Here is a 20,038-nt window from a genome sequence, read left to right on the forward strand (position 1 = left end):
CAAGCCGACACGCCGAGAAATTCTGCAGAATTACATCAATGTCATCCGGTCAGAGCTTGCGAAGCCGGACATAACGGACCGAATGGTCGGAGTCCTTGCGCAGCACCAGCGTCGCGCGTGAGCGGGTTGGAGCGACGTTCTCGCGCAGGTTGGGACCGTTGATCGAGTCCCAGATCCGTGCCGCCTCGCCGCGCGCCTCCTCGACGCTCATCGCTCCGTACTTCGCGAAGTAGGACGCCGGGTTGCGGAAGGCGGTCTTCCGCAGGCGCAGGAATCGCTCGGTGTACCACCGCCGGATGTCGCCCGCGGAGGCGTCGACGTAGACCGAGAAGTCGAAGAAGTCACTGACCGCGAGCCCGGTGCGGCCGTCGGCTCCCACGCGTGCGGGCTGGAGGACGTTGAGCCCCTCGATGATCACGATGTCGGGGCGGCGTACGACGATCCGCTCGTCCGGCACGACGTCGTAGGTCAGGTGGGAGTAGACCGGCGCCTCGACCTCGTCCTTGCCGGACTTGATGTCGACGACGAAGCGCAGCAGCGCCTTGCGGTCGTAGGACTCCGGGAAGCCCTTGCGCTGGAGCAGGCCGCGGCGCTCGAGCTCGGCGTTGGGGAGCAGGAACCCGTCGGTGGTGACCAGCGCGACGCTGGGGTGCTCGGGCCAGTGCGCGAGCATCTCGCGCAGCACGCGCGCGGTCGTGGACTTGCCGACGGCGACCGACCCGGCCAGGCCGATGACGAACGGCGTACGCGGCGGCGTCGGGCGGTCGAGGAACTCCTCCTGCGCCCGGTGCAGCCCGCCGGCCGCGCTCACATAGAGGCTCAGCAGGCGCGACAGCGGCAGGTAGACCTGGCGCACCTCGTCGAGGTCGAGCTCGTCGCCCAGGCCGCGGACCCGCTCGATCTCCTCCTGGCTCAGCGGCTGCTCGTTGTTAGCCGCCAGCGCGGCCCACGCGGCTCGCTCCAGCTCGATGTAGGGAGAGGTCTCGCGCGTCTCGGGCGTAGGGGCGGGCCGCGACATGTCCGGCATTCTTGCGTACGGCGGCGCGTGCCCCGACGTGACCTGGGTCCCAACGCCCGCGCGCGGAGGCGGGAGCGGGCCCGCGCGCGGCGTACCCTGAGGCGCATGTGCGGGATCGTGGGATACGTGGGCGCCCGGGAGGCGCGCGAGGTCGTGATCGAGGGATTGCGGCGGCTGGAGTACCGGGGCTACGACTCCGCCGGCGTCGCTGTCGTCGACACCGCGGCCGGCGCCATCGCCAGCGACAAGCGGGCCGGCAAGCTCGCCAACCTGGAGAAGGCGCTCGCCGAGAGTCCGCTGCCCGCGTCCAGCACCGGCATCGGTCACACCCGGTGGGCGACCCACGGCGCGCCCAACGACGTCAACGCCCACCCCCATCTCGGCGGCAGCGGGCGGGTCGCGCTGATCCACAACGGGATCATCGAGAACTTCGCCCGGCTCCGCGACGAGCTCGAGGCCGAGGGGCACCACTTCGCGTCCGAGACCGACACCGAGGTCGCCGCGCACCTGCTCGACCGCGCGGTCGTCGCGGGTGCCGACCTCACCACGGCGATGCAGGAGGTCTCGCGCCGCCTCGAGGGTGCCTTCACCCTCGTCGCGATCGATGCCCAGGACCCGGCCCGGGTGGTCGCGTCGCGGCGCAACTCGCCCCTCGTGGTCGGGCTGGGCGAGGGGGAGAACTTCCTCGCCTCCGACGTCGCGGCGTTCATCCCCTACACCCGCGAGGCGCTCGAGCTCGACCAGGACCAGGTCGTCACGATCACCGCCGAGGACGTCAGCGTCACCAACTTCGACGGCACCCCGGCCGAAGGCAAGCCCTACCACGTCACCTGGGACCTCTCCGCGGCGGAGAAGGACGGGTTCGACTGGTTCATGCGCAAGGAGATCTTCGAGCAGCCCGACGCGGTCGCCGCCTCCCTCCTGAGCCGCCACACGGCCACCGGTGCGCTGCAGCTCGACGAGGTGCGGATCTCCGAGGACGACCTGCGTGAGGTCGACAAGATCATCGTGATCGCGTGTGGGACGTCGTTCTACGCCGGCCTGGTCGCGAAGTACGCCATCGAGCACTGGACCCGCATCCCCTGCGAGGTCGAGCTCGCCTCAGAGTTCCGCTACCGCGACCCGATCCTCACGCGCGACACCCTCGTGGTCGCGATCAGCCAGTCCGGCGAGACCGCCGACACGCTCATGGCCATCCGCTACGCCCGCGCCCAGCGCGCCAAGGTGCTGGCGATCTGCAACTCCAACGGCTCGACGATCCCGCGCGAGTCCGATGCGGTCATCTACACCCACGCCGGCCCCGAGATCGGCGTCGCCTCCACCAAGGGCTACCTGACGCAGCTCATCGCCTGCTACCTGCTCGGCCTCTATCTCGCCCAGGTCCGCGGCACCCGGTTCGGCGACGAGATCGCGATGATCGTGCGCGAGCTCGAGACCATGCCGCAGCACATCCAGACCGTGCTCGACAACGCCGAGGAGGTCTACGCCCTCGCCCGCGAGTACGTCGATGCCACCTCGGTGCTCTTCCTCGGCCGCCACGCGGGCTATCCGGTCGCGCTCGAGGGCGCGCTGAAGCTCAAGGAGCTCGCCTACATCCACGCCGAGGGGTTCGCCGCGGGCGAGCTCAAGCACGGCCCGATCGCGCTCATCGAGGACGGCCTGCCGGTCTTCTGCGTCGTCCCGCCCCGCGGGCGCGACCAGCTGCACGACAAGATGATCAGCGGCATCCAGGAGATCAAGGCGCGCGGTGCCACCGCCATCTGCCTGGCCGAGGACGACGACGACGAGATCACGCCGTACGCCGACCGGCTGATCCGGCTGCCGAAGGTCTCGACGCTGCTGCAGCCGCTGCTCTCCGTCGTGCCCCTGCAGCTGTTCGCGTGCGAGCTCGCCACGCTCCGTGGCCACGACGTCGACCAGCCGCGCAACCTCGCCAAGTCCGTCACCGTCGAGTGAAGTCGGTCGCCCGATGGCTGTAGTCGGCGTCGGCATCGACGTGGTCGACATCGACCGGTTCGCCGCCACCCTCGAGCGGACACCGGCGATGCGCCTACGGCTCTTCACCCCCGCGGAGCAGGAGCTCGGCATCGCCTCACTCGCGGCGCGGTTCGCCGCGAAGGAGGCGGTCGCCAAGGCGCTCGGCGCCCCGGTCGGCCTGTCGTGGCTGGACGCCGAGGTCGTCTGCGAGGACTCGGGGCGCCCGCACCTGCAGCTGCGCGGCACCGTCGCGATACGCGCCGCGGAGCTCGGCGTCACCAGCAGCCACGTGTCGCTCTCGCACGACGCCGGGATCGCCAGCGCGGTCGTGGTCCTCGAGTCCTGAGCTCCCAGGAATAGGCTGACGACATGCGTGAGGCCCACACCGTCGAGCAGGTGCGCGCCGCCGAGGACGTCGTGCTGGCCCGCGTCCCCGACGGTGCGCTGATGCAGCGCGCCGCCGGCGGTCTCGCCAGCGCGCTCGCGGACTTCCTTGGACGTGTGTACGGCGCACGCGTCCTGCTCCTCGTCGGTGCCGGCAACAACGGCGGTGACGCGTTGTACGCCGGAGCCAGCCTCGCGCGCCGCGGCGCGCAGGTCGACGCGGTGTTGCTGGGGGGCGAGCGCACCCACGCCGCGGGGCTCGCGGCGTACCGCGCAGCGGGTGGCCAGGTGGTCGAGCCCGCGCAGGTGCGCGACACGGACGTGGTGGTCGACGGCATCGTCGGGATCGGGGGCACGCCGGGTCTGCGGGCCGAGGCGATGGCCGTGCTCGACATGGTCGATGCGCCGGTGGTGGCGGTGGACGTGCCGTCGGGGGTCGACGTCGACACCGGCGAGACACCGGAGGCACACGTCGTCGCCGACCTGACCGTCACGTTCGGGACGCTCAAGCCGTGTCACCTGATCGACCCGGCCGCGCAGGCCTGCGGTGCGGTGCACCTGGTCGATCTCGGACTCGACCTGCCCCGTGCCGATGTGGTCGCCCTCCAAGCACCCGAGGTTCGAGCCCTGCTGCCGCGCCCGACGCCGGACGCCCACAAATACACCCGTGGCGTCGTCGGGCTGCGGGTCGGCTCCGCGACCTATCCGGGAGCCGCGGTCCTCAGCGCGCTCGGTGCCTCCAGCGGGCTGGTCGGGATGGTGCGCTACGTCGGCAGCGCGACCGACCAGGTGCTGGCCGTCGCGCCCGAGATCGTGGGCGCCGGACGCGTGCAGGCATGGGTGGTCGGATCCGGGGGTGGCGACGAGGCGGCGGAGGCGCTGGCGGACGCGTTCGCCGACGAGGTGCCCGTGCTCATCGACGCCGACGGGTTGCGGCACCTCGACGCGCCGCCGCCGGTCCCGGCGCTGCTCACGCCGCACGCCGGGGAGCTCGCCGCGATGCTGGACGTCCCACGCGACGACGTGGAGACCGCGCCACTGCGCCACGCACGGGAGGCAGCCGACCGGTTCGGCGCCGCGGTGCTGCTCAAGGGTCGCCGCACCCTGGTCGCCGAGCCCGGCGGACGGGTCTACGTCAACACCACCGGCACGCCCTGGCTGGCGACCGCCGGTGCCGGAGACGTGCTCGGCGGCCTGTGCGGCGCACTGATGGCGGCCGGTCTGGAACCGGTGCTCGCCGGCGCCGTGGGCTCCTGGGTGGCCGGCGCCGCCGCGTCCGAGCTCGCCGCGGACGGTCCGCTGACCGCCTCGCAGCTCGCCAGGGCGATCCCGGGCACCGTGCGCCGCCTGCTGACCGACCCCGAGGACGGTCCGTGGTGAGTGTCGCTCGTGCCGAGCTCGTCGTCGACCTGGACGCGATCGAGGCCAACGTCCGCCGCCTCGCCGCGGCCGCCGGCCCCGCGCGGCTGATGGTCGTCGTCAAGGCCGACGGCTACGGCCACGGGATGGTCCCGGTCGCCCGGGCCGCGCGGCGCGCCGGTGCACCGTGGCTCGGCGCCGCCGTCCTCGAGGAGGCGCTGGCGCTGCGCGAGGCCGGCGACACCGGCCGGATCCTGACCTGGCTCACCGTGCCGGGGGAGGACGTGCGTGCGGGGGTACGCGCCGGGCTGGACCTCACGGCGTACTCCGTCGCGGAGGTGGAGCACGTGCGGGCGGCGGCCCGCGACACCGGCGTGCGTGCCCGGCTGCAGCTGAAGATCGACACCGGCCTGCACCGGGGCGGCGCGACCGAGACCGCGTGGCCGGCGGTGGTGCAGGCAGCGCTCGACGCCCAGCGCTCCGGCGAGGTCGAGGTCACCGGCATGTGGTCCCACCTCGCCTGCGCCGACGAGCCCGACCACCCCGCCAACGGCGCCCAGGAGGGGGTCTTCGCCCGGGCGGTCTCCGTCGCCGAGGACGCCGGCCTGCGCTTCGAGGTGCGCCACCTCGCCAACTCGGCGGCCACCCTGGTCCGGCCGTCTGCACACTGGGACCTCGTTCGGTGCGGCATCGCGGCGTACGGCCTCACCCCCGACCCCGTGCTCGGCACCGCCACCGAGCTCGGCCTGCGCCAGGCGATGACGGTGCGCTCGCACCTCGTGCTGGTGAAGCCTGTCGCCGCGGGCGAGGCCGTCTCCTACGGCCACACCTGGCGCGCGCCCCGCGACACCGTCGTCGGCCTGGTGCCGCTGGGGTACGGCGACGGGATCCCGCGCCACGCCTCCTCCGGACCGGACGGCCGCGGTGCCGAGGTGCTGGTCGGCGGACGCCGGGCACCGGTGCGCGGTCGCATCTGCATGGACCAGTTCGTCGTCGAGCTGGGACACCCGGCCGACGGCGGGATCCCCGCCCGCGCCGGTGACCCGGTGACGCTGCTCGGGTCGGCCGACGGTGCGCCCAGCGCCCAGGACTGGGCCGACGCCGCCGGCACGATCGGCTACGAGATCGTCACCCGCATGCGGGGGCGTCAACAGCGGCGCTACGTCGGCGCCCACGCCGAGGAGGACACCCGGTGAGCACCCTGCGCCGGATCGCCCTGGGGCTCGGCGGGCTGGTCGCTGCCGCCGGTGCGGCCGGAGTCGTGGCCGAGCGCGCCCACACGCGCCGCCGCTCCCGGCTGCAGGGGTCCATCGACCGACTCGGCTCGCTGCGGGGGGAGGTGCGCACGGTGCGCGCGGGTGACGGTGTCGGTCTGCACGTGGAGGTCGACGAGCCGGGTGAGCAGCCGAACGGCGACGCGGGCGAGCTGACGATCGTCTTCGTCCACGGCTACGCCCTCAACCACGACTGCTGGCACCACCAGCGTGCGTGGGCCCGGAAGGCGGGGATCCGTGCGGTCCTCTACGACCAGCGCTCCCACGGCCGATCCGAGCGCTCTGAGATCGACAACGCCACCATCGAGCAGCTCGGCCGCGACCTCGCGCGCGTCATCGACGAGGCCTGCCCGGGACCGGTCGTGCTGGTCGGCCACTCGATGGGCGGGATGACGCTGCTGGCGCTGGCCGAGGAGCGTCCGGAGCTGTTCGGCGAGAAGGTCGTCGGCGTCGCCCTGGTATCGACCACGGCAGGTGGGCTCAACCCGGGTCGCGTGCTGGCGCCCTTCTTGCCCGCCGACCTCTCCGGCACCCTCGCACCCCGTGCGATGGCGGCACTGTCGCGGGTGCCGGCGGCGGTCGACCTCGCCCGGCGCCGCGGCACCGAGATCGGCACGCGCGTGATCAGCATGTTCGCCTTCGGCGAGCGGCCCGACCCCGCGACCGCGATCTTCGTCGACGAGATGATCGCGCAGACGTCGTTCGAGGTGCTGGCGGAGTTCTTCGACAACTTCGGGCGCCTCGACAAGTTCACGGTGCTCGACTCGCTCGCGCACGTCCCGACCGTGATCGTCTGCGGCACCCGCGACAAGCTCACCTCGATCGGGCACTCGCGCAAGATGGCCTCGTTGCTGCCGACCGCGGATCTCATCGAGTGCGAGGGTGCCGGTCACATGGTGATCCTCGAGCAGCCCGACGAGGTCAACGCAGCCCTGGCGACCCTGGTCGAGCGGGCGAGCGCACGATGACCGGCGCCGCACGCGTCCGCCGCGCCGTCCCCGCCGACGTGCCCGCCATGGTCGAAGTCATCCACACCGCGTTCGCCGCACGACCCGCCCTCGACCCACCCTCCACCCAGCTCGAGGAGACCGCCGCCTCGGTGGGCCGGGTGGTCGACGGATCGGGGGCGCTGGTCGCGCTCGGGCCGGACGGGTCGGTCGTCGGCACGATCCTGCTCGCCGACCACGGCGAGCGGTTGGGCCTGCACCGGGTGTCGGTGCTGCCGACCCACCAGGGCGAGGGCATCGCGGTCGCCATGGCCCAGGCCGCCGAGGACGAGGCGCACACCCGGGGCCACAGCGGGGTCGAGCTCGGTGCCCGCGTCGAGCTCCCGCACAACGTGGAGTTCTGGCGCAACCTCGGGTACGCCGTGATCGACCGTGCCGGTCCCCACCTGACGATGGCACGCGAGCTCCCGGTCGCCATCGACCTCGCCACCGCCGAGGACACCCGCGCCGCGGGTGCCCGGTTGGCCGGCCTGCTGCGCGCCGGCGACCTGCTGATCCTCACCGGCGACCTCGGCGCCGGCAAGACCACCTTCACCCAGGGCCTGGGAGAGGGGCTCGGCGTGCGCGGGCAGGTCACCTCGCCCACCTTCATCCTCGCCCGCACCCATCCCTCGCTGGGCGACGGGCCGGGCCTGGTGCACGTGGACGCCTACCGCCTCGGGGGGATCGACGAGCTCGACGACCTCGACCTCGACACCGCGCTCGCGACCTCCGTCGCCGTCGTGGAGTGGGGGGAGCAGATGGCCGAGGCGCTGGCCGAGGACCGGCTCGAGATCACCCTGCGTCGCCGCCGCGGCAGCGACGCTCTCGTCGACAACGACGATCTCGACGACACCGACCCCCGCGAGCTGGTGGTCACCCCGGTCGGACGGCGCTGGGTGGGCGCCGGTCTGCGGGCGGTGCTGACCGGCGCACGGTCACACCCAGCGGAAGAGCCGGGCCGCTAGGCCACCGGTCACCACCCCCCACCCGCCGAGTGCGGCGATGTGGGCCGGCTCGGGCCGCTCGCCGACCCACACGTCCGACAGCGCCGCGTTGCCCGCGCCGTACGGCAAGGACTCCCCGATCGTCTGCAGCACTCCCGGCAGGTTCTCCGCCGGACCGAAGCCGCCCCCGAGCGCGAGCATGACGAAGAACGCGCCGAGTCCGAGGGCGAGCGCGGCGTTGACCGACGGGGCCACGGCGGCGATGAGGATGCCGACGCCATACATGGCGGTGAGCAGCAGGACGCCGACGAGCAGCGCCCACCCGAGGCGCGCGGGCGGTGTCACGCCGAAGAACGCGGCGCCCACACCGAACATCAGCCCGACGCCGATCAGGACCTGCGCGAGGCTGACGGCGACCTGCGCGAGCAGGATCATCACGGGTCGGGCAGGCGTGACCGCGAGCCGTTTGAGGACGCCGTACTTGCGATAGGTCGCCAGGAAGGACGGCATGTTCACCACCCCGACCAGCGCCACCACCATCGTCACGGTCAGCGGCATGAGGATGGCGTTCATGACGGTGGAGCCGTCGGCCAGGCGCTGGTCGCCGTCCTGGCCGATCCCGTTCATCACCAGGAGCAGGAACGGCATGCCGATCGGGAGGATCAGCCCGGAGGTGTCCCGGGCCGTCATCCGAGCCTCGGCGAGGAGCAGCTGGCCCCAGGCGGCCGCCGGCAACGGACGGGGGGCGGGAAGCTCGATGCGGGGGTCGGTCATCGTCATGGCCTCTCGTCGGGCTGCCCGGGCTCACCGAGCTCGTGACCGGTGAGCTGGAGGAACGCGTCGTCGAGGGTCACCGTGGTCGCGCGGAAGTCGGTGGCGGGTACGTCGGCGGCCACGCGCCGCACCAGCCCTGCCGGGCTGTCGAGGGCGACGACCTTCCCCGTGTCGAGGATCGCGACCCGGTCGCAGAGGCGTTCGACCTCGGCCATGTCGTGGCTGACGAGCACGATGGTGGTGCCGTCGTCGCGCATCTCCTCCACGAGCTGCCACACCCCACGCCGAGCCGAGGAGTCGAGCCCGGTGGTGAGCTCGTCCAGCACGGCCAGGCGCGGTCGGCCGACCAGCGCGAGCGCGATGCTCAGCCGCTGACCCTCGCCGCCGGAGAGCTTCTCGTAGCGTGAGTCGCGGACCTTGCCCAGACCCAGCCGCTCCACCAGCTGCTCCGGGTCCGCGCCCTCGCGATAGAACGAGCGATACAACCGCACCAGCTCCATCACTGTCAGGCTCGGGTGCAGGTGGGTGGCCTGCAGCTGGGCGCCGACGACCTGCTGGACCCGGGCGCGCTCGGTGCGGGGATCGAGTCCGAAGACCCGCACCTGGCCACCGTCGGGCCTGCGCAGCCCGAGGGCGCACTCGACCGTCGTCGTCTTCCCGGCGCCGTTGCGGCCCAGGACCCCGAAGATCTCGCCGCGCTCGACCGCCAGGCTCACGCCGTCGACGACGGCACGACCGCCGTACGTCTTGCGCAGGTCGGTGATCTCGACAACCGGCATCGGTTCCCCCTTCATCGGTGCCGAGGACGCTAGGAGCCGAACGGAGCCGGCACATCTGCCGATCGTCACCACCCGCACCCATGACCTTCGGCACCTGCCGGCTGGCCTCGGCTTCCCTAGGCTGAGCCGATGCAGCACAACGACCGGGTGGAGCTCTGGGCGGGCGCGAGCATGCTCGTCGTCTGCCTGCTGATCGGGGGTGTGGAGGCGAGCTCGGTCCTGGCACACGCAACGGGCGGGTACTTCGCCGGCTGGCTGCTGACCTTCGTCGTGTTCGTCGTCGGCCTGCTGCTCGCTGCAGTGATGGTGGGGCGCTCGCGGGAGCCGGCGCAGCGGCTGCTGCTGGTGGCCCCTCCGGTGGGGGCGGCAGCGGTGCTGGTCCTGCTCTCCCCCAGCCGCGGGGGGATGGTCGCGATCCTGGTGGTGGTGAGCACCGCCATCTGCGCCTACCACCTGGGCGTACGCGGTCTCACCGTCGTCATCGTCGGGAACTCCGCCGTCATCGCGGCCGCCGCGGCGGGTCTCGGCCCGTTGGTGGGCCATCCTGCTCGGACATCGGAGGTCGTCCTGGTCGCCGTGCTCTACGCGCTGCTGCAAGCCGGCAGCGCCGCCGCGGTGTGGAGCCAGCAACGGGTGGAGGCAGCGCTCGAGGAGGTCTCGGCCGCCCACGTCGCGCTGCGCAGCACCTCGGCGCTGTTGGCCGAGTCGAGCCAGGCGCAGGAGCGACTGCGGATCGCTCGGGACCTGCACGACGTCCTCGGCCACCAGCTCGCTGCGCTGGCGCTCGAGCTCGAGATCGCCTCGCACCGGGTCGAGGGTGCGGCTGAGGAGCACGTGCTCCGGGCGCGGGGGTTGGCCAAGGAGCTGCTCGGCGACGTGCGGGCCGTCGTCGGCAACGAGCGACACCGCTCCTTCGACCTTGCGTCCGCCCTGGTCGGCATCGTCACGGAGGTGCCACGGCCGCAGGTGCATCTCGACGTCGACCCGGACGTGGACCTCGACGACGACCGTGCTGCAGCGCTGGTGCGCATCGTGCAGGAGGTCACCACCAACGCCATCCGCCACTCCGCTGCGGCGCACCTGTGGATCCGCCTCGGCGGGGACGGACGCCGGGTCTGCCTGGAGGCATGGGACGACGGGGTCGGGGTGCCCCGCGGCGTCATCGTGCCGGGCAATGGGTTGCGCGGGCTGACCGAACGGGTCGCCGAGATCGGCGGGACGGTCGAGCTCGACGGGACCTCGGGGTTCCGGGTCCGAGTCGAGCTCCCAGCGCGGCAGGCGACGCCCGCATGATCCGGGTCTGCATCGCCGACGACCAGACCATCGTGCGGCAGGGCATCGAGAGCCTGCTGGCCCTGAGCGACGAGGTCGAGGTCGTCGGACGGGCCAGCGACGGTGACGAGGCGCTGACCGTCGTCGAGACCGCGGGCCCCGACGTCCTCCTGCTCGATCTCCGCATGCCCGGCCGGGACGGCATCGCGACGCTAGAGGCACTGCGTGAGGCGGGAAGCAGCGTCGCGGTCCTGGTCCTGACCACGTTCGACGACGACGAGCTGGTGCTGCGCGCGCTGCGTGCGGGCGCCAGGGGCTACCTGCTCAAGGACGTCACCCTCGAGGAGCTCGTCGAAGCGATCCGGGTGCTGGCTGCCGGCGGGACGCTCGTCCAGCCCGCGCTGACCGACCGGTTGCTGCGCCACATCGACGCCGAGCCGCTGCCCGACGGCTTCAGCCACCTGCCCACCCCGCAGTCGCTGACTTCGCGCGAGACCGAGATCCTCCGGTTGCTCGCCAGTGGCTTCACCAACCGCGAGGTCGCCGAGGCGCTGTTCCTCGCCGAGGGCACCGTGAAGAACCACATCTCCACCGTCCTGGCCAAGCTCGGGGTCAAGGACCGCACCCGGGCGGTGCTCCGGGCGCTGCACCTCGGACTGCTCACCCCGCCCAGGCCGTAGGCTTGGGCCTCGTGCTCCTCGCCCTCGACACCGCCACCCCCGACGTCACCGTCGCCCTGCGCGACGACGAACGCGTCGTGGCGAGCGCCGGCGGTGATCACCCGATGCGCCACGGCGAGCAGCTCGCACCGGCCATCGCCGAGGTGCTCGCCGCCGTCGACGCGACGCCCCGCGACGTCACCGCGATCGCGGTCGGCACGGGGCCGGGACCCTTCACGGGCCTGCGCGTCGGCATCGTCACGGCGCGCACGATGGCCGCGGTGCTGGGGATCCCGACGTACGGCGTGTGCACGCTCGACGTCCTCGCCGCACAGGCCGCCGACACCGGGGTGGTCGAGGGCCGCTTCCTGGTCGCCAGCGACGCGCGGCGCAAGGAGGTCTATTGGGCGGCGTACGACGTCGCGGGTCCGGGTGAGCAGGTGGTGCGTCTCGACGGTCCGCAGGTGGGTGCCGCTGCCGATCTGCCGGCCGAGCTGCGCGCGCTGCCGGTCGTCGGGGAGGGCGGGCGTCTCTACCCCGTCGCGTTCGGTGACGTCCGGGGTCCGGAGCGGCCGTCGGCGGCCGTGCTCGCCGAGGTCGTCGCCGCCGAGCGGGTCGAGTTGCGCGATCCCGAACCCCTCTACCTCCGCCGGCCCGACGCGGTCGAGCCCACGCCGCGCCGGCGGGTCTCGTGAGCACCGTGACGGTCGCGCTGCGTGCCGGAGAAGCGGCCGACCTGGCGGCGCTCGCCGCGCTCGAGCACGCCTGCTTCGGCGCTGACGCCTGGGACACGGGCTCCCTGCGCGCCGAGCTCACCGGCCCGGGCCGGCAGCTGCGCGTGGCGACCGATGACGCCGGGAGCATGGTCGGCTACGCCGACGTGCTCGTCGCCGGCGACGTCGCCGACCTGCTGCGCATCGCCACCGACCCGTCCGCGCGGCGCACCGGTGTCGCCACGGCGTTGCTCGGCGACGCGGTCGCCCATGCCCGAGCGGCCGGCGCCGACCGGATGCTGCTCGAGGTCAGCGACGCCAACGCAGGAGCCGTCGCGTTCTACACCGCGCGCGGCTTCACCCCGATCGACGTACGCCCGCGCTACTACCGCGACGGCAGTGCCGCGCTGGTGCTGCGGCGCGACCTCGCACTCCCGGGAGGAACGCAGTGAAGGACGAGCCACTGGTGCTGGGCATCGAGTCCTCGTGCGACGAGACCGGCGTCGGTCTCGTGCGCGGCACCACCCTGCTCGCCGACGCCGTGGCCTCCAGCGTCGAGGAGCACGCCCGCTTCGGCGGCGTCGTGCCCGAGGTCGCCTCCCGCGCCCACCTCGAGGCGATGGTCCCGACGCTGGAGCGCGCGTGCGACGAGGCGGGGGTGAGCCTGTGGGACGTCGATGCGATCGCCGTGACCAGCGGCCCCGGACTCGCGGGTGCGCTGCTCGTCGGCGTCGCTGCTGCCAAGGCGCTCGCGGTCAGCCTCGGCAAGCCGTTGTACGGCGTCAACCACGTCGTCGGCCACGTCGCCGTCGACCAGCTCGAGCACGGTCCGCTGCCTCCTGAGTGCCTTGCCCTGCTGGTCTCCGGCGGCCACACCAACCTGCTGCGCGTGGCCGACATCGCGTCCGACGTCGAGGAGCTCGGCGGGACGCTGGACGACGCCGCGGGCGAGGCCTTCGACAAGGTCGCCCGGCTGCTCGACCTGCCCTACCCGGGCGGGCCGAGCATCGACGCGGTCGCCGTCGACGGTGACCCCTCGGCGATCCGCTTCCCGCGCGGGCTGACCTCGCAGCGCGACCTCGAGCGGCACCGCTACGACTTCTCGTTCTCCGGCCTCAAGACCGCGGTCGCGCGCTGGGTCGAGGCGAAGGAGGCCGCCGGAGAGCCGGTGCCGGTCGCCGACGTCGCGGCATCCTTCCGCGAAGCCGTCTGCGACGTGCTCACCCGCAAGGCGTTCGACGCCGCGAAGCAGCACGGCATCACCGACATGGTGGTCGGCGGGGGAGTCACGGCCAACGCCCGGCTGCGGGAGATGGCCGCGACCCGCGCCGAGGCGGCGGGAGTCCGGCTGCGCACGCCACGACCACGGCTGTGCACCGACAACGGCGCGATGATCGCCGCTCTCGGTGCTGCCGTGGTCGCCGCCGGCCAGGAGCCTTCGGGCCTGGACCTGGCCGTCGACTCCTCGCTGCCGCCGTCCGAGGTCCGGGGCTGACTCAGCCCTGGGCCTGTGGGTGCAGCAGGGTGAGGCGCTGGTCGGCGTTCTCGGACCAGGGCAGCACCTCGGAGACCAGCTCCACGGTGCCGTCGAGGTCGAGGCGCAGCACGGCGTACTCCGCCGGGCCCTCCCCGTCGCTCTGGTCGACGCTCACCAGCAGCGAGTCCGCGTCCTCCCACGCTGACTGGATCACGAAGAACTGCAGGCCCTGTGGGGCCGTGAAGTCCACGACCGTCTCCCCGGTGGTGGCGTCCAGCACCGAGATGCCCGGGTCGCCCCCTCCGCTGCGATAGGCCGGCCCTGCGCTGAGGAAGCGGCCGTCGGGACTGAAGTCGCGCAGCCCCTGCTCGCAGGTGCGCTCCCAGGCCGGCTGGCCGGTCGCGACGTCGATCACCGCGAAGCAGCCGGTGTTGTCGGCGCGGACGTCGACCTGCGCGGTCACGCGTCCGGTGGCGGCGTCGAGACCCTCGAAGCCCTCCGGCGGGGTGCCGATCGGGGTCGCGGTGCCGTCGGGGGAGATCCGTTGCAGCGTGGGTGACTCCGCCTTGGTGGCCGGCTCGACCAGGGTGATGACGTCGTCGCCGGCGAAGCCGCGCGGGACGGTGCCGTCGGACAGGTCCGCGCGCCACAGTTCGACGCCATCGGCGTCGACCACGACCAGCTCTGCGGTGTCCCCCTCCCGCACGACGTACGCCGTACGCCCGGTGGCGGGGTCGTGGGCAGGCGCGGCCGAGGGGAACCCGTCGGTGACCGCACCGTCGGCGTCGAGGATCCAGCCGTAGCGGTCCTCGCCCTGCACGTAGCCCTGCACGAACCACCCGTCCCCGAGCGGCACGGCCTGCTGGGTGGTGCCGAGGTCGTCGACCTGCAGGTCGCCGAGGCGCAGCGTCTGACCGTCGACGACGAACCCGGTGGTCGCCGGAGGCTCGCCCGGCTCCGCGTCGCGCAGGTCGAGCGGGACCACGCGGCCGTAGTCCAGCTGCACGACGGCGGGCTCGTCGATCGGGTCGTCGACCCGCGAGCCCTCGTTGCCGAGCAGCAACGCGCCGGGCACCGCCGCGCCGGCGACGATCGCCAGCGCGGCGAGCCCGGTGCCGATGCGCCGGCGGCGCTGGATGCCGCGGGCGGTGGACTTGATGTCGTCGAGTCCGATCGGGGTGAGGTCCGGTCGGTCCGCCTGGGTGCGCAGCGTGCGCACCAGGTCCAGCTCGTCGAGGGGACTCATCGGGCCTCCTCCCCCTCTCGGTCGGTCTCTGTCGGGTCGGAGCGGTAGCCGGCCAGCGCCTGGGTCTCGGTGGCGCGGCCGCGCAGGGTTGCCAGGGCACGGGAGGCCTGCGACTTCACGGTGCCGGGGGAGATCCCCAGCACCTGGGCGATCTCCGCCTCGCTCATGTCCTCGTAGTAGCGCAGCACCACCACGGCCCGCTGCTTGCGGGGCAGGGTCTGCACGAAGTCCCACAGCGCGGCCTGGAGGCCGTCATCGGGCACGTCGGCGTACGCCCGGTCGGGCAACGCGTCGCTGGCGTGCTCACGGCGCTTCCACGCGCGGCGCCACAGGGAGTTGTGCTCGTTGACGAGGATCCGGCGGACGTAGCCGTCGATCACCTGCTGGTCGCGCACCTTGTCCCACGACAGATACAGCTTGGCGAGCGCGGTCTGCACGAGGTCCTCGGCGGTGTGCCGGTCCCCGCTGAGCAGGTACGCCGTCCGCAACAGCGACGGCTGGCGCGCGGCCATGTAGGAGGCGAACTCGGCGTCGCGGTCAGCCGCCCGACTGCTCGCCACCCGGTCGGTCTCGCCGGCCATGCCCACCTCCCGTACGGGTATGCCGGCCGCGGCATCTCGTGCCTGCATCGGCCCCTCCATCCTTCCTGGTCCACCGGCCGGTGGACCAGTGTCGACACCAAGACGCGAGGGGCGCGTCGCAGGTTGCATCGGGGTGCTCGCCGCCCTGCCGGTGGCGTGCCCATGGTCACTAGGGTGGGGGCAGCGGGACGGAGTGGTCCTGCAGCGAGCTTGAGGAGGAGACGTGGCGCAGCAGGTACGCGCAGTGGTGGCACGAGCCAAGGGCGAGCCGGTCGAGGTGGTCACGATCAACGTGCCCGACCCGGGGCCGGGCGAGGCAGTGGTGAAGGTGCAGGCCTGCGGGGTCTGCCACACCGACCTGCACTACCGCGAAGGCGGCATCAACGACGACTTCCCGTTCCTCCTCGGTCACGAGGCGGCGGGTGTCGTCGAGGCCGTCGGGGAGGGCGTCACGGCGATCGCGCCCGGTGACTTCGTCGTCCTCAACTGGCGCGCGGTCTGCGGTGAGTGCCGCGCCTGCAAGCGCGGCCAGCTGGAGTACTGCTTCGCCACGCACAACGCGACGCAGAAGATGACGCTCGCCGAGGGTCCGGACGCTGGCACCGAGCTCTCCCCGGCGCTGGGCATCGGCGCGTTCGCGGAGAAGACCCTGGTCGCGGCCGGTCAGTGCACCAAGGTCGACGAGTCGGCCCGCCCGGCGGCGGTCGGCCTGCTCGGCTGCGGCGTGATGGCCGGCATCGGTGCGGCGATCAACACCGGGGCCGCGACCCGCGGCAAGTCGGTCGCGGTCATCGGCTGCGGCGGTGTGGGCGTGGCCGCGGTCGCGGGCGCTGCGCTCGCCGGCTCCAGCCCGATCATCGCGGTCGACATCGACGCCAAGAAGCTCGAGGCGGCCAAGAAGCTCGGCGCCACCCACACGGTCGACTCGTCCCAGGTCGACGCGGTGGAGGAGATCAAGCGCATCTGCGCCGAGACCTACGAGGGCGCCGAGGGCGCCGACGTGGTCGTCGAGGCGGTCGGTCGCCCGGAGACCTGGAAGCAGGCGTTCTATGCCCGCGACCTCGCCGGCGTCGTGGTCCTCGTGGGAGTCCCCACGCCCGACATGCAGGTGCCCGAGCTGCCGCTGATCGACGTGTTCGGCCGCGGCGGTGCCCTGAAGTCCAGCTGGTACGGCGACTGCCTGCCCGAGCGCGACTTCCCGATGCTGGTCGACCTCTACCAGCAGGGGCGGCTCGACCTGGACGCGTTCGTCACCGAGGAGATCGGCATCGACGACATCGAGGCGGCCTTCGAGAAGATGCACCACGGTGACGTGCTCCGCTCGGTGGTGATCCTCAAGTGACCGCACGCATCGATCACGGCACCACGTCGGGCACCTTCAGCCTCGACGGGCAGACCTTCGACGTCGACAACAACGTGTGGGTGGTGGGCGACGACACCGAGTGCGTCGTCATCGACGCCCCGCACGACGTCGACGGCATCATGGCGGTCGTCGGCGACCGCACCGTGCGCGCGATCCTGCTCACCCACGCCCACGACGACCATGTGCGGGTCGCTCCGGCGCTGCGGGAGCGGACGCAGGCGCCGTTGCTGCTGCACCCCGACGACAAGCCGTTGTGGGAGCTCACCCACCCCGACGAGCTGTGGGACGCCGACCTCACCGACGGCCGCACCATCGAGATCGGCGGCACGTCGCTGCAGGTCATCCACACGCCCGGGCACGCTCCGGGCGCGGTCTGCTTCTACGCCCCCGACCTGGGGTGCGTCTTCACCGGCGACACGCTGTTCAACGGTGGTCCGGGAGCGACCGGACGCTCGTACTCCGACGAGGACCTGATCAAGTCCTCCATCCGCACCCGGCTCTTCCCGCTGCCCGACGACACGGTCGTCCACACCGGCCACGGTGACGACACGACGATCGGCGCGGAGAAGGCGACGCTCGGGGAGTAGCCCGACCGCGACCCCTCAACGGTGTCGTCTGGTGTCAGCAGGTGGCACCAGACGACACCGTTGTCGTCTGCTCGGGACCAAAGGCCCACTGACACGTGTCATTGAGCGGTAGGCCGGGTAGGCGCGGTCTTCGTACGTTGTTCTCGGGAGGGGAAAGAGCCCCTCACAACGGAAGGAAATCTCATGCGCGCGGCACTCGACCGGCTCATCTCCTGGACTGGAATCCTGCTCGCCCTCGTCCTGCTCGTCGCGGGCGGACTGCTCACCTGGGCCAGCATGTTCATCGGCGACCAGGTCGACCAGCAGCTCTCCGACCAGGAGATCGTCATGCCGACCGAGGAGGCGATCGATGCCGACGAGGCGCTGACCGACGAGGACCGGGACGCGCTGCGTGAGTTCGCCGGTGAGCCCCTCGACAACGGTCCGAAGGCCAAGGCCTACGCCGACAACTACATCCTCCGGCACATGGAGGCCGCCACCGGTGGCGAGACCTACAACTCGCTCGGCGCGGTCCAGCGCGAGGCGTGCGCCGACCCCGAGAGCGAGGAGTGCGCGCAGGTGAACGCCCAGCGCGACACCGCGTTCAAGGGCAACACCCTGCGCGGCCTGCTGCTCTACGGCTACGCGTTCGCCACGATGGGCACGATCGCCGGGTACGCCGCCATCGGTGCCTTCGTCGGCGCGGTCCTGCTGCTGATCCTCGCCGGTCTCGGGATGCGGCACGCCAAGCGCGCCGAGGAGGAGCGCAAGGCGGGCGTCACCACCGTCTGACCCACGCCGTCTCGCAGGACGTCATACGCCCCCGGAGCTATAGCCCCGGGGGCGTATGACGTTAGGGGGCGGTCTGCGCGGGGCTGAGCGGCTCGACCAGGAACGCGCAGCCCTTGTCGGCCACGCGCGTGAGGACGAGCGTGGCGGCGCTGTCGCCGCGCAGGGCAAGCCGGGGGCGCAGCTGCTCGGGCGTCACCGCGACGCCGCGGGTCTTGATGGTGAGCGCCCCGATCCCGCGCGCGCGCAAGGCGGCGCGCAACGGCTTCTCCCGGAACGGCACCTCCTCGACGACGCGGTAGCCGCGCGCGAAGGGGGTGGAGTACGCCGCATCCGCCGTCACCCAGGCGATCCGCGGGTCGACCAGCCGGCCATCGACGCCCGCGGCCACGGCCGTGACCAGGCCGGCGCGGATCACCGCGCCGTCCGGCTCGTAGAGGAAGGCGCCGACGTCCCCGACGGGGCGGTCGGCGGGGGTGAGGTGCCAGGGGTCGTCCTCCTCGGTGAGGGTGGCGAGACCGCCGGCGCCGAGCACCGTTGCGCGTCGCGCACAGGTCGCCAGCCACGACGACCACAGCACGGCCTCCTTCACGTCGCCGCGGTCGCTGACCCACTCGGCCTCGATACCGCCCGGGACCAGGTCGTGATCCAGACCGGGCGCGAGCTTCACGACCGAGGCGCGGCGCAGCAGCGACGTGATGAACGACCACGGCGGCGTCCACCCCTCGGCGTCGAAGACACGTCCTCGCGCCCCGCGGCGGGCCGGGTCGGCGTACACCACGTCGAAGGGGGAGAGGTCGAGAGTCGTGCCGTCGGCGACCTGGACCGCTCCGGGCAGGTCGAGGGCCTCGAGGTTGGCGCGGGCGATCGCCACCCGCAGCGGGTCGGTGTCGACGCCGGCCGCGGTCAGACCCGCGTCCGCGAAGGCGACGAGGTCGCCGCCGATGCCGCAGCCGAGGTCGAGCAGGGAGTGCGGGGTCGCCGCGGTGAGGCGCCCAGCCCGATGGCGGGCCACCGGCAGCCGCGTCGCCTGCTCGAGGCCGTCGGGAGTGAAGTACATCCGCGACGCGAGCTCGCCGAACTTCGCCACCGCGCGGATCCGCAGCTCGGCCTGGGCGAGGGCGGTCGTCGCCCGCTCGGCGGACGCACCGGTGCGGCGTACGGCCTCGGCGCGGGCGACCGGGTCCGCATGCTCCGCGCACGCCTGCTCGGCCCGGGCGAGAAGCTGCTGACCGGGTGGGGTGAGCAGCCAGGCGAACGCGTCGGGATCCACGCCGTCATCCAACCAGGACGGTCGCTGTGGCGCCCCCACGCCTGAGGTGTTGGCACTCGACTTGACCGAGTGCTAACCGCGGCCTAGATTTCGGATTGGCACTCTCCGCGTGAGTGTGCCAGCTCGTGTGGCGCGACCCCCGCGACGGCGCGCCGGCCATGAGCACCCCCAATCGACAACACGCGAATCACTTCAGCGAAAGTGGAGGTCGACATCGTGTCGGTCAGCATCAAGCCCCTCGAGGACCGGATCGTCGTCAAGCAGGTCGACGCCGAGCAGACCACTGCCTCGGGCCTCGTGATCCCGGACACCGCCAAGGAGAAGCCCCAGGAGGGCGAGGTCGTGGCGGTCGGTCCCGGCCGTTTCAACGACGACGGTGACGAGCGCGTCCCGATGGACATCAGCGTCGGCGACAAGGTCATCTACAGCAAGTACGGCGGCACCGAGGTCAAGTACGGCGGCGAGGAGTACCTCATCCTGTCCGCGCGTGACGTCTTGGCCATCGTCTCCTGACGAACTGGCACTTCGGCTGCCCGCCAGAAGATCCCTGCGATCCCTGGCGGGCTGCTGTCTTTGTGCGTCGCTGACGCCACACCGTTTT

General features: G+C 72.5%; 21 protein-coding genes. 15 read left to right on the forward strand and 6 right to left on the reverse strand.

Translation table 11 applies throughout. From position 1 onward, the window contains the following. Positions 1-49 precede the first annotated feature (49 nt). Entirely contained in the window at positions 50-1,018 is a 969-nt protein-coding gene (gene coaA / locus J2S59_RS09270) for a type I pantothenate kinase (RefSeq protein WP_068120296.1), read from the reverse strand. A gap of 105 nt (positions 1,019-1,123) precedes the next feature. Here coaA and glmS point away from each other — a divergent pair, with 105 nt between their 5' ends. From glmS to tsaE, 6 genes are read left to right on the forward strand one after another with little or no spacing between them, the layout of a single operon-like run. Then, positions 1,124-2,974 carry a glutamine--fructose-6-phosphate transaminase (isomerizing) gene (gene glmS, locus J2S59_RS09275; RefSeq protein ID WP_068120285.1) on the forward strand — a complete coding sequence of 617 codons (1,851 nt, stop codon included), beginning with the start codon at positions 1,124-1,126 and terminating at the stop codon, positions 2,972-2,974. A 13-nt stretch (positions 2,975-2,987) separates the two neighbouring features. After that, positions 2,988-3,341, forward strand: a complete 354-nt coding sequence (locus tag J2S59_RS09280) for a holo-ACP synthase (protein WP_068120287.1) — start codon at positions 2,988-2,990, stop codon at positions 3,339-3,341. 23 nt (positions 3,342-3,364) lie between these two features. Then, complete coding sequence (locus J2S59_RS09285; protein WP_068120289.1) at positions 3,365-4,759, forward strand: NAD(P)H-hydrate epimerase; 1,395 nt, start codon at positions 3,365-3,367, stop codon at positions 4,757-4,759. Then, positions 4,756-5,934, forward strand: a complete 1,179-nt coding sequence (gene alr, locus J2S59_RS09290; protein ID WP_306441322.1) for an alanine racemase — start codon at positions 4,756-4,758, stop codon at positions 5,932-5,934. The genes J2S59_RS09285 and alr overlap by 4 nt, the downstream gene beginning before the upstream one ends. Beyond that, positions 5,931-6,980, forward strand: a complete 1,050-nt coding sequence (locus J2S59_RS09295; RefSeq protein ID WP_068120293.1) for an alpha/beta hydrolase — start codon at positions 5,931-5,933, stop codon at positions 6,978-6,980. Before alr ends, J2S59_RS09295 begins: the two co-directional genes overlap by 4 nt. Further along, positions 6,977-7,966 (forward strand): tRNA (adenosine(37)-N6)-threonylcarbamoyltransferase complex ATPase subunit type 1 TsaE, encoded by a 990-nt coding sequence (gene tsaE, locus J2S59_RS09300; RefSeq protein ID WP_068120294.1) that lies wholly within the window; start codon positions 6,977-6,979, stop codon positions 7,964-7,966. The genes J2S59_RS09295 and tsaE overlap by 4 nt, the downstream gene beginning before the upstream one ends. Here tsaE and J2S59_RS09305 read toward each other — a convergent pair. Next, a complete protein-coding gene (locus tag J2S59_RS09305; protein WP_306825039.1) occupies positions 7,937-8,725 on the reverse strand; it encodes an ABC transporter permease in 789 nt (262 codons plus the stop codon). The genes tsaE and J2S59_RS09305 overlap by 30 nt on opposite strands. Next, entirely contained in the window at positions 8,722-9,498 is a 777-nt protein-coding gene (locus J2S59_RS09310; protein WP_068125141.1) for an ABC transporter ATP-binding protein, read from the reverse strand. Before J2S59_RS09310 ends, J2S59_RS09305 begins: the two co-directional genes overlap by 4 nt. Positions 9,499-9,627: 129 nt before the next feature. On the opposite strand from J2S59_RS09310, the gene J2S59_RS09315 reads away from it, so the two are divergent. The 5 genes from J2S59_RS09315 to tsaD are packed head-to-tail and all read left to right on the forward strand — an operon-like array spanning position 9,628 to position 13,637. Continuing rightward, positions 9,628-10,791, forward strand: a complete 1,164-nt coding sequence (locus J2S59_RS09315; protein ID WP_306825040.1) for a sensor histidine kinase — start codon at positions 9,628-9,630, stop codon at positions 10,789-10,791. Continuing rightward, a complete protein-coding gene (locus J2S59_RS09320; RefSeq protein WP_068116993.1) occupies positions 10,788-11,450 on the forward strand; it encodes a response regulator in 663 nt (220 codons plus the stop codon). The genes J2S59_RS09315 and J2S59_RS09320 overlap by 4 nt, the downstream gene beginning before the upstream one ends. Before the next feature lie 11 nt (positions 11,451-11,461). After that, positions 11,462-12,124, forward strand: a complete 663-nt coding sequence (gene tsaB / locus J2S59_RS09325; RefSeq protein ID WP_181641500.1) for a tRNA (adenosine(37)-N6)-threonylcarbamoyltransferase complex dimerization subunit type 1 TsaB — start codon at positions 11,462-11,464, stop codon at positions 12,122-12,124. Continuing rightward, the gene (locus J2S59_RS09330) at positions 12,121-12,594 is read left to right on the forward strand and encodes a GNAT family N-acetyltransferase (RefSeq protein ID WP_246360086.1); all 474 of its coding nucleotides are present in this window, start codon (positions 12,121-12,123) and stop codon (positions 12,592-12,594) included. The genes tsaB and J2S59_RS09330 overlap by 4 nt, the downstream gene beginning before the upstream one ends. Continuing rightward, the gene (tsaD, locus tag J2S59_RS09335) at positions 12,591-13,637 is read left to right on the forward strand and encodes a tRNA (adenosine(37)-N6)-threonylcarbamoyltransferase complex transferase subunit TsaD (RefSeq protein WP_068116995.1); all 1,047 of its coding nucleotides are present in this window, start codon (positions 12,591-12,593) and stop codon (positions 13,635-13,637) included. The genes J2S59_RS09330 and tsaD overlap by 4 nt, the downstream gene beginning before the upstream one ends. A gap of 1 nt (position 13,638) precedes the next feature. Here the strand turns inward: tsaD and J2S59_RS09340 are convergent, their stop codons facing one another. Then, complete coding sequence (locus J2S59_RS09340; RefSeq protein ID WP_068116997.1) at positions 13,639-14,865, reverse strand: hypothetical protein; 1,227 nt, start codon at positions 14,863-14,865, stop codon at positions 13,639-13,641. Next, positions 14,862-15,446: a SigE family RNA polymerase sigma factor gene (locus tag J2S59_RS09345; RefSeq protein WP_181641501.1), complete on the reverse strand. Its 585-nt coding sequence runs from the start codon at positions 15,444-15,446 to the stop codon at positions 14,862-14,864. The genes J2S59_RS09340 and J2S59_RS09345 overlap by 4 nt, the downstream gene beginning before the upstream one ends. A gap of 223 nt (positions 15,447-15,669) precedes the next feature. On the opposite strand from J2S59_RS09345, the gene J2S59_RS09350 reads away from it, so the two are divergent. The 3 genes from J2S59_RS09350 to J2S59_RS09360 all read left to right on the forward strand — a co-directional run bounded on the left by J2S59_RS09350 (position 15,670) and on the right by J2S59_RS09360 (position 18,167). Next, complete coding sequence (locus tag J2S59_RS09350) at positions 15,670-16,788, forward strand: S-(hydroxymethyl)mycothiol dehydrogenase (protein WP_068116999.1); 1,119 nt, start codon at positions 15,670-15,672, stop codon at positions 16,786-16,788. After that, the gene (locus J2S59_RS09355; RefSeq protein WP_068117001.1) at positions 16,785-17,396 is read left to right on the forward strand and encodes an MBL fold metallo-hydrolase; all 612 of its coding nucleotides are present in this window, start codon (positions 16,785-16,787) and stop codon (positions 17,394-17,396) included. Before J2S59_RS09350 ends, J2S59_RS09355 begins: the two co-directional genes overlap by 4 nt. Positions 17,397-17,579: 183 nt before the next feature. Further along, entirely contained in the window at positions 17,580-18,167 is a 588-nt protein-coding gene (locus J2S59_RS09360; RefSeq protein WP_068117005.1) for a hypothetical protein, read from the forward strand. 61 nt (positions 18,168-18,228) lie between these two features. Here J2S59_RS09360 and J2S59_RS09365 read toward each other — a convergent pair whose 3' ends face one another. Next, the gene (locus J2S59_RS09365) at positions 18,229-19,437 is read right to left on the reverse strand and encodes a class I SAM-dependent methyltransferase (RefSeq protein WP_068117007.1); all 1,209 of its coding nucleotides are present in this window, start codon (positions 19,435-19,437) and stop codon (positions 18,229-18,231) included. Between the two features lie 216 nt (positions 19,438-19,653). Here J2S59_RS09365 and groES point away from each other — a divergent pair, with 216 nt between their 5' ends. Then, positions 19,654-19,950, forward strand: coding sequence for a co-chaperone GroES (gene groES, locus J2S59_RS09370; protein WP_068117014.1), 297 nt, complete (start codon positions 19,654-19,656; stop codon positions 19,948-19,950). Positions 19,951-20,038 lie beyond the last annotated feature (88 nt).

The organism is Nocardioides massiliensis, from assembly GCF_030811215.1.
Classification (GTDB): domain Bacteria; phylum Actinomycetota; class Actinomycetes; order Propionibacteriales; family Nocardioidaceae; genus Nocardioides_A; species Nocardioides_A massiliensis.